This window comes from Paeniglutamicibacter kerguelensis, from assembly GCF_017876535.1.
GTDB classification, from domain to species: Bacteria; Actinomycetota; Actinomycetes; order Actinomycetales; family Micrococcaceae; genus Paeniglutamicibacter; species Paeniglutamicibacter kerguelensis.
This window is the reverse complement of sequence record NZ_JAGIOF010000001.1, coordinates 385,340-399,126: the sequence shown is the minus strand read 5'-3', so window position 1 is coordinate 399,126 and position 13,787 is coordinate 385,340. Positions and strand designations below refer to the sequence as shown.

13 protein-coding genes are annotated in these 13,787 nt (G+C 63.3%); 4 read left to right on the top strand and 9 right to left on the bottom strand.

Annotated features, from left to right (window positions below):
• Positions 1 to 113: 113 nt before the first annotated feature.
• From JOF47_RS01840 to JOF47_RS01820, 5 genes are all read right to left on the bottom strand, one after another.
• Entirely contained in the window at positions 114 to 1,214 is a 1,101-nt protein-coding gene (locus JOF47_RS01840; protein WP_209995585.1) for a YihY/virulence factor BrkB family protein, read from the bottom strand.
• 52 nt (positions 1,215 to 1,266) lie between these two features.
• Positions 1,267 to 1,824: a 2'-5' RNA ligase family protein gene (locus JOF47_RS01835; RefSeq protein WP_209995583.1), complete on the bottom strand. Its 558-nt coding sequence runs from the start codon at positions 1,822 to 1,824 to the stop codon at positions 1,267 to 1,269.
• Positions 1,825 to 1,826: 2 nt separating this feature from the next.
• Positions 1,827 to 2,864, bottom strand: a complete 1,038-nt coding sequence (gene trpS, locus JOF47_RS01830; RefSeq protein WP_209995581.1) for a tryptophan--tRNA ligase — start codon at positions 2,862 to 2,864, stop codon at positions 1,827 to 1,829.
• Positions 2,865 to 2,879: 15 nt separating this feature from the next.
• A complete protein-coding gene (locus JOF47_RS01825) occupies positions 2,880 to 3,719 on the bottom strand; it encodes an exodeoxyribonuclease III (RefSeq protein WP_209995580.1) in 840 nt (279 codons plus the stop codon).
• A 71-nt stretch (positions 3,720 to 3,790) separates the two neighbouring features.
• Entirely contained in the window at positions 3,791 to 4,312 is a 522-nt protein-coding gene (locus JOF47_RS01820) for a hypothetical protein (RefSeq protein ID WP_209995579.1), read from the bottom strand.
• A gap of 316 nt (positions 4,313 to 4,628) precedes the next feature.
• Here JOF47_RS01820 and JOF47_RS01815 point away from each other — a divergent pair, with 316 nt between their 5' ends.
• The 3 genes from JOF47_RS01815 to JOF47_RS01805 are packed head-to-tail and all read left to right on the top strand — an operon-like array spanning position 4,629 to position 9,037.
• Positions 4,629 to 5,987 (top strand): N,N-dimethylformamidase beta subunit family domain-containing protein, encoded by a 1,359-nt coding sequence (locus JOF47_RS01815; RefSeq protein ID WP_209995578.1) that lies wholly within the window; start codon positions 4,629 to 4,631, stop codon positions 5,985 to 5,987.
• Between the two features lie 54 nt (positions 5,988 to 6,041).
• Positions 6,042 to 6,617, top strand: coding sequence for a molybdopterin-binding protein (locus JOF47_RS01810; protein WP_209995577.1), 576 nt, complete (start codon positions 6,042 to 6,044; stop codon positions 6,615 to 6,617).
• Positions 6,524 to 9,037 carry a DUF4082 domain-containing protein gene (locus JOF47_RS01805; RefSeq protein ID WP_342592844.1) on the top strand — a complete coding sequence of 838 codons (2,514 nt, stop codon included), beginning with the start codon at positions 6,524 to 6,526 and terminating at the stop codon, positions 9,035 to 9,037. Before JOF47_RS01810 ends, JOF47_RS01805 begins: the two co-directional genes overlap by 94 nt.
• A gap of 532 nt (positions 9,038 to 9,569) precedes the next feature.
• On the opposite strand, the gene JOF47_RS01800 is transcribed toward JOF47_RS01805, so the two are convergent.
• From JOF47_RS01800 to JOF47_RS01785, 4 genes are all read right to left on the bottom strand, one after another.
• On the bottom strand, positions 9,570 to 9,893 hold the full coding sequence (locus JOF47_RS01800) for a TolB-like translocation protein (RefSeq protein ID WP_209995574.1): 324 nt from the start codon (positions 9,891 to 9,893) through the stop codon (positions 9,570 to 9,572).
• An 11-nt stretch (positions 9,894 to 9,904) separates the two neighbouring features.
• On the bottom strand, positions 9,905 to 10,588 hold the full coding sequence (locus JOF47_RS01795) for a hypothetical protein (RefSeq protein WP_209995572.1): 684 nt from the start codon (positions 10,586 to 10,588) through the stop codon (positions 9,905 to 9,907).
• Position 10,589: 1 nt separating this feature from the next.
• On the bottom strand, positions 10,590 to 11,303 hold the full coding sequence (locus tag JOF47_RS01790) for a hypothetical protein (protein ID WP_209995570.1): 714 nt from the start codon (positions 11,301 to 11,303) through the stop codon (positions 10,590 to 10,592).
• Positions 11,304 to 11,497: 194 nt separating this feature from the next.
• Positions 11,498 to 12,325: a GAP family protein gene (locus JOF47_RS01785; RefSeq protein WP_209995568.1), complete on the bottom strand. Its 828-nt coding sequence runs from the start codon at positions 12,323 to 12,325 to the stop codon at positions 11,498 to 11,500.
• 123 nt (positions 12,326 to 12,448) lie between these two features.
• On the opposite strand from JOF47_RS01785, the gene JOF47_RS22255 reads away from it, so the two are divergent.
• Positions 12,449 to 13,678, top strand: a complete 1,230-nt coding sequence (locus JOF47_RS22255; RefSeq protein ID WP_209995566.1) for a sensor histidine kinase — start codon at positions 12,449 to 12,451, stop codon at positions 13,676 to 13,678.
• Positions 13,679 to 13,787: the final 109 nt, after the last annotated feature.

Here is a 13,787-nt window from a genome sequence, read left to right as displayed (position 1 = left end):
GGTTTTTTGCAGTCTAGCCGAGTTCCGGGTGCTTGGGCAGTGGGATCCCGGCAGCTTGCCGACCCCGGCACGGGGCACCGGCAAGCTGCCGTGTCCTCCCCCGGAGCCGGCGGCTAGACGACGGTTTTTGCGCGCTCGCGCCTGAGGTCCGCAGCACGCACCCCAACCAGGGCCGCCGATATCAAATACGCCTGGCTGAGCAGGTTGAACCAGACAAAGAGCCCCAGGATCACCGCAAAGGGCGCCAACAGGACGTTGTTGGTCAGTGAGGACAGGAGCATGGCGGAGAAGAACCGCAGCGTGGTGGCACCGGCGCCCGCCAGGATCACTGCTGGCCAGAGCGCGCCCTTGATCATGACAACCCGCGAGGCGACACGCAGCAGGACCCAGGCCGTGGCACAGTCCAGCGCAAACATTGCCACCACAAATCCGGCCCTGGTCAGCGCGCTGGTCCACAGGCTGCCGAGGTGAAGCAGGTCGGCCAGCGTATCAATCATGGACGAGCTGGCGATGGCCATCACGCTGGAAGCCACCAGGGCCACGGCCAGCAGCATCAGCAACGCCGCATCACGCACCTTAGAGACCACGGGGTTTGACCTGTCCCGGTTCAGCCCCAAGATGATGCGGATGCCCTCGCGGAGCCCCGCCAGCCACCCCAGGGAGGTGAAGACCAAGGCAATGAGCGAAATGGCAAGGGCCAGCCCGAAGTCGCCCACCCCCAGAAGGTCCTCCGGCTTGGCCAACCCGCCGTTGCCGGTGTCGATCAGGCCCGGCGTGCTGGCCGCCACCATTTCGATGATGCCGTCGCGCAAGATCGGGTTGTCGCTTGCCACCATGCCGAGCACGGCGAATCCGGCAACCAGCATTGCGGCGATCGAGAAGAACATGAGGTAGGCCCCGCCCGCAGCGAGCAACGGGCCGCGGCGGCGTGCATACAGGTTCCAGACGCGCATGGGGTACAGCGAGTTGAACCAGGCCATGGCCAGCTTGAAGTATGCCGCAATGCGCTGGAACAAGGATCCGCCGGCACGCGCAGCATAGAGCTCTTGGGTCTTGAGCCGGACAAAGGACGCCAGCGCATGCGGGTCCAGCGGACTCGGGGGCGGAACCGGCGGTGCGCCGACATACGGCCGGGCCGCGATGCCGGGGGCCTTGGTCCCCTTTTCGGGAATGTCGGGGTCGGCCTCCAGCGGATCGGGCACGGAATCCTGCATGCGGGGATCATCGGCGTCGGGCGCCGTGACCAGCTTCAGTAGCTTGTCCCTGCTATTTTTCCGCGCCGCCAAGTTCCAGCTCCTCCCGCAACGACCACTGCCCTGCTTCGTCGATGCCGAAGAGGCCGATGGAGGAAACGGTGAATCCCATCGACTCATCGCGCAGGTCTTCCTGCGCCGAATCCATGAGTGCGTCGGCGACCTCGTGGGCGATCGTCAAATGAGGGTGGTAGGCATGGGAAAGGTCGTGTCCCAGAGGGCCCCTGAGCAGGGAATCGTGCAGGGCGGTGCAGGCTTCCGTCCCCTCGCGCACGTTCAGGAAGACGACGGGGGCCACGGGCCGGAAGGTTCCGGTGCCCTGCAGGCAAACACGGAATGGCCCGGCCAGTGCGGCCACGGCGCGCACATGAGCGGCTGCGGCGTCCCAGTCCGTCGTGGAACCCGAGACCAGGGTGATGTGCGGTTCAACGCGGGCGGCGGCCTCGCCACCGTAGGTGCACCGCCAGGCACGCAGGGATTCGCGAAGCGGGGAAGGAACTTCGATCACGACACCAAGCGCCGTGGATTCCACGCCGCCGGTGCCCGTCTCCTCCCCCGCTCCGCTGGCCATGGCTAGGAGATCCCGCCCACGGGCGCCATGAAGCCAACGCGGTCGTACACGTCGGCCAGTGTCTTGGAGGCGACCTCGCGCGCCTTGAGCGCGCCGGCGGCCAGGATCGCGTCAAGTTCCGCCGGGTCCTCGAGCAGCTCGAGGGTCCGTGCCCGGACCGGAGCCAGGGCCTCGACCACGGCATCGGCGACCGCGACCTTCAGGTGGCCGTACATCTTGCCGTCGAACTCGTTGACCAGCGCCGGGATCGCGGTCCCGGTGACGGTGGAAAGGATTTCCAGCAGGTTGCTGACGCCGGGCTTGTTGGCCCTGTCGTGCGCGATGACGGTGTCCGCGTCCGTGACCGCCGACTTGATGCGCTTGGCGACGGTCTTGGCATCGTCCAGCACGTTGATCAGGCCGTTGGGGCTGGAAGCCGACTTGGACATCTTGGAGGTCGGGTTCTGCAGGTCGTAAATGCGTGCGCCCTCCTTCTTGATGATGGCCTGCGGCACCACGAACGTCTCGCCGAAGCGGTGGTTGAAGCGGGTGGCCAGGTCGCGGGCCAGCTCCACGTGCTGGCGCTGGTCGTCGCCCACCGGGACGCCCTGCGGCTGGTACAGCAGGATGTCCGCGGCCATCAGCACGGGGTAGGTGAACAGGCCAACCGAGGAGGCGTCCGCGCCGCCCTTGGAGCTCTTGTCCTTGAACTGGGTCATCCGGCTGGCCTCGCCGAACCCCGTGATGCAGTTCAGCACCCAGGCGAGCTGCGCGTGTTCGGGAACCTGCGACTGGACAAAGAGCGTGGACTTGTCCAGGTCGATGCCGCCGGCGATGAACTGGGCCGCGGTCTTGCGGGTGCGGTCGCGCAGGCCGGCCGCATCCTGCGGGACGGTGATCGCGTGCATGTCCGGGATGAAGAAGAACGCGTCGTATTCATCCTGCGTCTGGACCCAGTTGACCAGTGCGCCCAGGTAGTTGCCCAGGTGCAGGGAGTCGCCCGAGGGCTGCATGCCCGAAAGCACGCGCGGACGGGCGGGGGTGGCGAAGGTTTCGCTCATGAGTTGCAGAGTCCTTTAGAACTGGTAGTCGACGACCAACGGTGCGTGGTCGGAGAAGCGCACGTCGTAGCTGGATGCGCGGTCAACGACTGATTTGGTCGCGAGGGAGGCAAGTTCCGGGGTGGCCATGTGGTAATCGATGCGCCATCCGGTGTCGTTGACGAAGGCCTGCCCCCGCCACGACCACCAGGTGAAGGGGCCGTCGACCTCGCCGGCCAGCTCGCGTGCGACGTCCTTGTAGCCGATCTCCTCGCCGAAGAAGCGGTCGAAGTAGGCACGTTCCTCGGGCAGGAAGCCCGAACGCTTTACGTTGCCCTTCCAGTTCTTGATGTCCAGCGTGGTGTGGCCGACGTTGAGGTCGCCGACGACCAGCACGTGGTCCTTCTCGGCCTTCAGCGCCGGAAGGTGGTCGATCATCCGGTCCAGGAAGCGGAACTTGTCCACCTGCTTGGGGGTGTCGACCTCGCCCGAGTGCACGTAGGCGCTGACGATCGTCAGCACCTTGCCGTCCGCGAGCTCGAAGTCCGCCTCGACCCAGCGGCCGGTGGTCTCGAAGTACTCGTCGCCGATGTGGTTGCGCGTGGCGATCGGCGCGGTGCGCGAAAGCACGGCTACACCCGCGCGTCCCTTGTCCTGGGCCTCGGCATGCAGGATGTGCCAGCCGTCGCCGATGAGTTCGCGCAGGATCGCGTCGGGTGCGCGGACCTCCTGGAGGCACAACACATCAAGGTCACGGGCTGCGATCCAGTCGGCCATGTTGCGCTTGTATGCTGCGCGGATGCCGTTGACGTTCACCGAGGCAACACGCAAGGCGCCGTCGGACTTGGTCAGGATCTCTTCTGCGGTAGGTATCACGCAATCCACCTTACAGATAATTGGTCTGGGGTTGTCGGGGGCAGGGCCGGGGTGTCGCCCCGGAACGGGTGTTAGTCGATGACCTCGCCGGTCATCGGCTCGCCGTTGTTGGCCGGCTTCATCATGTCGCGGGCGTTGGCCGCGGTGATCTCGATGGTTTCAAGGGCGCGGTCCACCATGCCCGCGGCTTCCTCGCCGGTCTGGCCACGGTAGTCGTTCACGACCTTGGTCTGGACCTGGATGATCTTGAACGAGTGGTCCAGCTTCAGGTCGCGGTTGCGGGTGCCCTCGTCAATGACCACGGGTGCCTGCTGGGAACCGTTCCCGCGCGCGGCCGCCGCGGCAGTTGCCGCCTTGAGCTGGTCGGTCATCTTCGCCGCGCCACGCTTGAGGCCGAAGACCAGGAACGCGGAAAGCAGAAGCCAGCCGAGGGAGATCACCACGACAAACCAGCCGATGACATCGTTCTGGTTCGCGGCAAAGACGACCGCCACCAGGAAGACGGTGACCATGACGGCCAGGGAGAGGGTGGAGGCGTTGATGGTGATTTTCTTGCCCTGCGCTGGGGCCGAGCTGCTACCGAGGGGTTCCATGCATCCATTCTCTCAAACCCGCAGCGGCCGGATCTAATCCGAGTATGAATTACGCTTGTTAGCTTAATTGCTTCGACCCTAGATTGAACCCGATTACGTGTTGTTGGGGCCGTATGTGCGGGTGACCGCACCATCATGATTTTGGGGAAACGCATGAAATACTCGTCGGGTTTATCACGCAACTTAAGTAGCGGTTTTTCGCGGCAGGGGCAAAGGCTTGGAGATGGTCCAGCCGCCCACTCTTATTCCCGACGATGGTGGGCGCTGGCGTCTGCCCTTGCGATGGTGGCGGTGACGCTTACCGCCCCAAGTTCGGTTGCGGCCGATCCCAGCGCGCCCGGGGGCAAACAAGATCGTCTGCGAAAACAGCAAGCCCGGAACCGATGCCTCCGAATGGGACATCCAGGGTGCAGGCGACGACAGCATCCAGGGGTTTGCCACGGACATCAGCGTCAACGTGGGCCAGAAGGTCGATTTCAAGATCGATACCAGCGCCCGCGCCTACACCATCGACATCTACCGCACAGGCTGGTACCAGGGACTGGGTGCCCGCAAGATTGCATCGGTGTCGCCAAGCGCAACGCTCCCCCAAACCCAACCGGCCTGCCGCAATGACGTGGCCACCGAACTGGTCGACTGCGGAAACTGGGGTGTTTCGGCAAGTTGGAACGTACCTGCGGACGCCGTCTCCGGCATCTACGTGGCCAAGCTCCACCGGGCCGACAGGGACGATACAAGCCACATCACGTTCATCGTCCGCGACGATTCCAGCCATTCGGACATCTTGTTCCAGACTTCGGATCCCACGTGGCATGCGTACAACACGTATGGAGGATCGGATTTTTACCAGGGTGCAGCCAACGGACGCGCGTACAAACTCAGCTACAACCGCCCCTTCAACACCCGCGGCGGCATCGAGGCCCGTGATTTCTACTTCGGCAACGAATACCCTCTGGTGCGATTCATGGAGCGCAACGGCTACGACGTGAGCTACTTCAGCGGAGTCGATTCCGATCGCCGCGGCAACCTGATGACCAACCACAAGGTGGTCTTGTCGGTTGGGCATGACGAGTATTGGTCGGGAAACCAATGGAAGAACTTTGAAAAGGCCCGCGATGCAGGCGTGAACCTGCAGTTCCTTTCAGGCAACGAGGCCTACTGGCGGACCCGGTATGAGGCTTCGACCACGGACGGAACTGCCTACCGCACCATGGTCAGCTACAAGGAAACCTGGGCCAACGCCAAGATCGATCCCAGCAGCGAATGGACAGGAACGACCCGTGATCCGCGGTTTGCTTCCGTCAGCGCAGGTGCAGGGCGCCCCGAAAACTCGCTCACCGGAACGCATTACATGGTCAACAACGGCGACCTGCCCGTGACCGTTAGCTCCCAAGAGGGGAAAAACCGGCTGTGGCGCAGCACCCCGTTGACCAGCTTGGCTGCCGGCACCACCAAGGCACTGGCCCCACACACCGTGGGTTACGAATCCGATGAGCCGCTGGACAACGGCTTCCGTCCTGCTGGCCAGATCTTCCTCTCCACGACAACGGGAGCGTTCCCCGAGTACCTGCAGGACTTCGGCAACACCGTTGGCCCCGGCAACACCAAACACCACTTGAGTTTGTACAAGGCATCCAGTGGGGCATTGGTGTTTTCCGCGGGAACGATCCAGTGAACCTGGGGCCTTGACCAAACCCACGACGGTGACGGTGCAGCGGCCGACCCCATCATGCAGCAAGCCCAAGTGAACCTGTTCGCGGACATGGGTGCCCAACCGACAACGCTCATGAACGGGCTCGTCCCGGCCGCCAAGTCTGCCGACGCCACCGCACCAAGCGTCAACATTTCGTCTCCGCCACCGGCTGCACCGAAGAACGGCAAGAAATATACCGTTTCCGGAACCGCGGTCGATGCAGGTGGCGGAGTCGTCGCGGGCGTGGAATACTCCACCGATGCCGGCGCCCACTGGCGTCCCGCCCAAGGCACCACGAGTTGGACCTTCAGCTACGTGCAGCAGGGCATGGGTACCGAATCGCTCCTGGTGCGGGCCATCGATGACAGCGCCAACTACCCATCCACTGCGACAGTTGTCCCGCTGACCGTCGCCGGGTCATACAGCGTATTCGGCGAAAACGCACCGGCCACCGCGGATTCGGGCGACGGGTCCGCCGTGGAATTGGGGCTCAGGTTCACCCCTCGACCAACGGCTTCATTACCGGTGTTCGTTTCTACAAGAGCACTGCAAACACTGGAACCCATACCGGGTCGCTATGGTCAAAGACCGGCCAGAAACTGGCAACCGTGACGTTTGCCGGTGAGACGGCAAACGGTTGGCAGGAGGCAAAATTCAGCGCTCCAGTGGAGGTGGATTCCGGCACCGAATACGTGGTTTCCTATTCCACCGCCAAGGGACACTACGCCGCGCAAAGCTACGCTTGGGCCTACTCGGGCATTGCCGCTGACCCGCTGCATGTCGCCGGCGGATTCGGGTCCGACCCGGCCGGCGTTTACGACACCAACGGGAACATGCCAACCAGCAGTTTTGAACAGGGCAACTACTATGTGGATGCGCTCTTTGAGAGCCAAGACGCTTCGGCACTCAACGCTTACGGACAGGCACCCCTCAACACGGCAACCAGCGTTCCCTTGAACACGGCGATTTCTGCCACGCTGTCCAAGCCGGTGACGGACACCAGCGTTCAGATCACGCTCAAGACCCAGGCCGGAACTTCGGTCCAGGGTACAACCAACTATGTGGCAAGCACCCGCCGAGCCACGTTCACCCCGTCAGCGTCGCTCGTGAGCGGAACAAGCTACACCGCAAAGATCGACGCGACCGATGCACTCGGCAACCCCGTCGCATCGGGTTCCGCTTGGTCATTCACCACCGTGAAACCCGACGTTGTGCCGGATGCCTGTCCATGCAGCCTGTATCAGGATTCGACATTGCCGACCATCGATCTGATTGACGATGCCACGGATCTGATCTTGGGAATGCGTTTTTCCGTCAAAACAGCAGGCGCGGTCGATGGCGTGAAGTTCTACAAGGCCGCCGGCAACAACGGGCCACACACCGGGAAGCTCTTCTCCTCCACCGGCGCGCTGCTGGCATCAGTCACGTTTGCCAATGAAAGCGCCTCGGGATGGCAATACGCAAAGTTCAGTTCGCCAGTGAACATCTCCGCAAACACCGAGTACACGGTTGCCTACACGACCCCCGGAACCTACTCGAACACACCCGGCGGACTTGGCGATGGGCTGAGCATGGGACCCATCAGCACCTACTTCAGCTCGGGTTCCTTTACGTATTCCCTGGGGTTCCCGAACAACAACACAAGCAGCAGCTACCTGGTGGATATTTCATTCACGCCAAGTGCGGCCCAAGCCATCATCCTCACCTCCCGCACGCCCGTATCCGGCGCAGCGGATGTGAGCACGTCAACGACTGTCAGCGCATCGTTCAACCAGCCGCTGGCGTCCGGAACCACCTTCACGCTGAAGGACGGATCGACACCCGTTGCCGGCACGGTCAGCACTTCATCTGACGCGAAGATGTTGACGTTTACGCCGACAGATGCGTTGCCGGCGGGAAAGACGCTCACGGCAGAGGTGAAGGGCATTCGTTCGGCGCAGGGAGCGGCGCTGGCCGACCAGTCTTGGACGTTCGGCACTGCGCGACTCGACGGGGCCCCTTCAACATTCCTCGGGTTCGGCGTTCCCGGTTCCCTGGACCCATCCGACAATGCCTCGGTTGAGCTTGGGTTGCGTTTGAAAACCACCAAGGACATTGATGTTTCGGTCATCCGCTTCTACAAGGGAAGCCTCAACACCGGTACGCACACGGGATCGCTCTGGAGTGATACCGGAACGTTGCTGGGCACCGTCACCTTCACCAGCGAAACCGACACCGGTTGGCAGACGGCTACCCTGGCTACCCCGGTTCGAATCAGTGCAGATACGACCTTCATCGTTTCGTACCTGGCGCCAAAGGGTGGCTACGGCTTCACCTCCGGTGATTTCGCCAGTCCACGCACTGTCGGTCCTCTCCGTACCGTCGGCAGCAACTGCTTGTATGTCTACGGATCGGGAAACGTGGTTCCATCCAATTCCTGGGGAAACACCAACTACTTCGTGGACCTGGTCTTCAGCGAAGCAGGCACGGATCCTGTGACTCCAACGCCGACGCCCACTCCGACCCCGACCCCGACACCCACGCCAACCCCTACACCCACGCCAACCCCGACTCCGACACCTCCAGCGACTCAAGTGAACCTCTTCGGTTCAACGCTTCCGCAGCGCTCGGATTCATTGGACACCAGATCGGTTGAAGTGGGACTCCGGTTCAGCACCACTGTGCCGATCAAGGCTGTGGGCGTGAGGTTCTTCAAGGAAAGCACCAACACCGGAACCCACACGGGAACCATCTGGAATTCCTCCGGGACGTCTTTGGGGACGGTGACATTCACCGGCGAAACGACCCGCGGGTGGCAAAGCGCGAACTTCACAACCTCCTTGGACCTGGCACCCGGGACGTACACGGTTTCCTACCTGGCACCCAAGGGGCACACGTCCTCCACAGCTTTGTACTTCCTCAAGTCATTTTCGGACGGGGTGGTCACCGCCTCCACGAGCAATGGTCGCTACAGATACGGTTCGGGGGGCACCATGCCCACCTCGACGTTGCTGAACACCAACTACTTTGTGGACCTGATCTACACGAAATAGCCGGCAGCCAACAACGTAAGTCGCCGCACGCGGTTCAACGGCACTTGACGTTGAACCGCCCATGAAGATTCATGAGTTCCAGCGGTCGTTGCAACACCCAGGTTTACGGTGGTTGCAACGACCGCTGGATTTCTTTTGCCCCAGTGCAGTGCTCCGCAACCGGCCCCGATGCCCGATTCGAACGATCCAGTGGCGACATTGACGCATTGCCCGTCCTCGTGGTCCGGCGCCGCAGTCCCACTGCCGGTCGGCTTGAAGCACCGCCATGGCCCCATGACGGTGCTTCAAGACGGGGGTCTGGGCGTCGATGAACGCAAACCATTCGCGGCCACAAGTATCCGTGCCATCAGTCGCTGGCGCCGGTATCCCCCGGGGGCCGTTGGACCTTCATGGCACCGGCCTAAGCCATCCGATACTTCAAGGCCTGCATGCATTCGGGCGCGACCGGACTGGTCGAAATCGCATAGGCAATGGACAGGCAGCGCCACCGGCAATTCGATGCCGTTAGGGTGCGCCTCCAGACCTGAAAGGGTCAGCGTTGAATCGAGGGCGACCACGCGTGTTCGATGAACAGCTGCGGGGATGCACCCGTTTCGAGCTTCAGGGAGACGATGTTGGCATCGCCCGGGTTGTCGGTGCGAGGCTGGCCAAAGAGCAAGGTCGATGAATCCAACCATTCCAGCTGGTCATCGAAGCCCGATTCCAACGGGTAGATCTGCTCGGTTCCCTTGGCAATGTCGAGAACGGCAATATCCCAGTGCGCAGGCTGCGAATCGGCCCGACGCTTCTTGTAGGCGATCAGCTTGCCGTTGGGCGAAACGGACGGGCATTCGGCGTTTTCAACTACGGCAACCATCGTCCGCTCCGTCAGTGATCCACGCATGAGCCAGGTTTGTTTTCCGGAAGCAGCGGTCGCATAGAACGTGTTGCCGTCCTTGGCGAAGGTGACCCCCAGACGTTTCTGTCTTCGGCGGTGAGCACCTGGTCGCCGATCTTGATCGTAAAGTCCTGCAGGTTTCCGTAGTCCTTGCCGCCGGGCGTCGCAATGGTCGTTCGGGTGGAGAAGCCGACTTGTTCGTATGATTCCCCGGTGATGAATGATGTCACGCCGACCATCCCGGTGGCCGAGACCCGGGTTCTGCTCGGTTCTCCCGGGAGGGCATCGACGGCAAGACGGTGGCCGCCGATGCCATAGGCGGTGGAACCGTAGCTGGTGTTCATGCCGCGGTTCACGCTCAGGCACGAAAGCATGCCGCCTGTTCGGTAGACACGATCGCAGGACAGGCCCGTGGTCGTTCGTTGGCCCCGAGGGCCATCCAACGGCACCCATGCCACCTTGCCGTAATCCCCGGTGTCCCGGGTATCCCTGAACACCACCGCATCGACCAGGGGAACTTGCGCGATCCCGGCGGGGTTCTCCTGCGCGGCGACGGCGGGTTCCTGGCTGCGTTGCGCGAACCCCACCAGGGAGGTCAGTGCCAAGCCCACAGCCGCGAGAACCGCGGTCAGCACCAAGACGGAGAGGACGAGGGACTGTTTGCGCTTCACCATGTCATTTTCCAACGACGAAGCGGCCGAAGGCCGCCACGAACGTCGCACCCGTTGCCGCAGTGCGCACCGTGGCAACGACGGTGTCCTTGCCGTAGCCGATGGTGATGTTCTTTGCCCCGTCCGCCGCGGTGCCGCAGGTGGCAAGCCATCCCTGTTTGGCGGCAGCGGACTCGTAGAACGCCAAGACCTTTTCGGTGCTCATCCCCGTCCGGAAATTCGAGGCGGCCTGGACGTTGCGTTTCTGGGTGACCACGGAGGAACCAACAATGTACGCGCCATCGGGGATCGGCAATGCGTGGGTGGGGAATCCCGGCGTGAGTTTGCCCTTGGCAGTGCCTTCCTTGGGTCCCTTCCCCGAGATGGCCGGAGCACGCTCGACGGATTTGGGCAGGGTGGTGACGCTTGCCTTCGGGCTGGCGGGCACCTCGAGTCGTGGCTTGTCAATGGCCGTGGCCGTAGCCGAGGGGCCGCCTGCCGATGGTTTGCCCGCCTTGGTTGGCGATGCGGCAGACGCGCCGGTGGAGGTCGAAGACTCGGGCAACGCGCCCGGGTCGGGCGAAACGCCATCGGCGGCATTCGGCTCGCCGACCGCGGGGCCTTGGCTGGCCGCGGCTGCACCGTTTGCCGCCGATGCCGGTGCCGGCGAGCGCGCGGCGAGGTTGAAGGCGACGGTCGCGCCCACCATGAAAACGATGACGCCAAGCGCCCACAGCAACAACTTCTTGTTCAGCCCTTTTCCCCCAGATCAGCCGCAGATGTTCTGCCACGGCCCCCATGCCTGACGATCCCAGGGCTTCAGCGTACAACGTGGCTTTGGTGCAGGCCATGCTTTCGGGAAAATCGGGGCGCACCGGTGGGATTGTCCGCAGGCAGCCGTTTCAAACCGGCGTCGTGCGATTGGTTGTGCGATTACTTGAAGGGATTCCAGCCGGCATCGGGGAAGAGAAAGACCAACGAAGAGCGCACCATGAGGAATCCGACGATCCCGATGGCCCAGGCCAACGACTCCGCGGAGACTCTTGCCAGCCAGCGGGACGTGGCATCGAAGACGTGCTGCATTCGTCCCCCGGCGATTGCGCGCAGCCCGATGATCGCCAGTCCGGGGACGATCATGACCAGGCAGTAGGCAACCAGCAGGCCGACCTGGGCGGGAACCGGGTGGCCTCCTTGGGCCAGCAGCCCGATGGCACCCAGGTACGGCAGCATGGTCGGAAGTTCCATCAGCCCGGCACTGAGCCCGAGCACGATGACGCCCCACCGGTTTGATAGCGCTCGATCGATGCGACGGCTCCAGCGGCCCTCGGATGGTTCCTGGCGCCCCGGGGGCAATGGAGCCGTCGCGACACCGGCGCTTCGCTCCCCCTCCGTGCGGGTGCCTCGGGCCGGGGCCGGAGCATGGACCGCGCCCTTGGTCTTGGTCTTGTCCGGATGGGAGATGATGGCCCAGGCAAGCATGCCCAGCCCCGCAATGAGTGCCAGCCATCGAATGGCCGGTGCATTGAACAGGTCGCCGGAGAGCACCTCGTTGAACCGGGAGACGCCACAGATGATCAACAAGCCCACCAGCAAGTAGAACGTCGCCACAACGCCGAGGTAGAGCATCGCGGCGGAAAGGTTTTTGCGCCCCGTGGTGCGCAGCACCAACCACAGCGGGATCACCAACGTGCCAATGCTTGTCGCATCGATGAGGGCAAGCAGGCCGAGCGTGAGGAGCAGTCCAGTGGTTCCAAGCATCATGAAGCCAGAATCCCGCACAATCCGTGACAACGCGTCGGGCATCGGTCGCATGCGGTGTCATACCTTTGGAGGACACCGGTGCCCGCTCTTGGCTTATGCGTTGCGAGGCAGCACGATAAAGGGGTGCTAGCCACTACTTTCTTGCGTTCGGCCGACAAATCGACGCCTTGGGGAAGAATCCGACTGGAGGACCTGACCCCGGCACTGAGCTATGCGGGGCTCACCTGGCTGCTGCATGCACTGGCCTTGGCCGGGTCCAACACCTGGGGGTTTCGCGACTACGCCCAGTGGTGGCCCGTGCCGTTGGCCATCGGGTGCCTGGCGATTTTCCTTCGGCGGCTGAACGTTCCGGTCTTTGCGGCGCTCATTGCGGTGTCGGGCATTGCGCTGTTGCTGTTGGGGAGCACCGGCGGGTTCTTCCTGCTCTTCGAGGCGGTTTTCACCCTGGTGTTGCTGGGCGGTCCCCGGCTCTCGCGCATTGCCGAACATGGCGCGCTGGTGCTGACCGGCCTGCTGGTGGTGCTGATGTACTTTGTCACGGGGTCCGCAGCCATCAGCGTGACGATCGGCCTGGTGGTGGCCGTGACGCTGCTGATGCCTGCGGAATGGGCGGGCAATGTCCGCAAAGCACGCGACCTGGCGGCAAGCGAGGCACAAACCGCCGCGGCGGTTGCCGAGGCCGCGGCCGCGCGCGCCAAGGTCCAGGCCGCCGAACACGACATGGCGCTGGCCTCAGAGCGCACCCTGATGGCGAGGGAGGTTCACGATGTGCTCTCGGCGAGGCTTGCGGCCATCGCCCTTCAAAGCGGCGCGTCACTGAATGCGCCACACGACGCGGTGCTCAATGCCCGGGCCATGGCCGAAATCAGGGTGCAAAGCGTGAAGGGAATCGAGGAGCTGAACACGATGATCCGGATGCTGCATCGCGGGACGCCGCTAGCCCCGGCGGGAACGCTGGCCGATGTGCCGGCACTCATCGAGACCTTTACCGGAACCGGGCTGCGCGTGAGGTACAGCAACGAACTCGCGGATGCCGGTGCGGGGCTGGCGTCCGCGCTGCAGACCGCGCTTTACCGGGCGGTCAACGAGTCGCTGATCAACTTCTCCAAGCATGCGCCGCACGGGGAACTGGAACTGGACTTGGCGGTTTCCGACAGATCGGTGCGGTTCACCGCCGCAAACCCACTGGGCGGCGGCACCGGGAATGATCCCCTTGCACAACCATCCACCGGCACCGGCACCGGGTTGCGCAGCATGCACGCACGCAGCAGCGAGCTGGGCGGCATCTTCACTGCGGAAGCCAGCGATGATCGCTTTACCCTGAACATGCTTCTGCCGCTCGCCGAGCGATAAACGCGCTTCACCAAACCTCGCGCCAACTTCGCGCAGCCGATCCCCCGCAAGCGGGCGCCAGACAACCACGGCATCGTGGCAACAAGATCCATTCCCACAGCAACAAGGA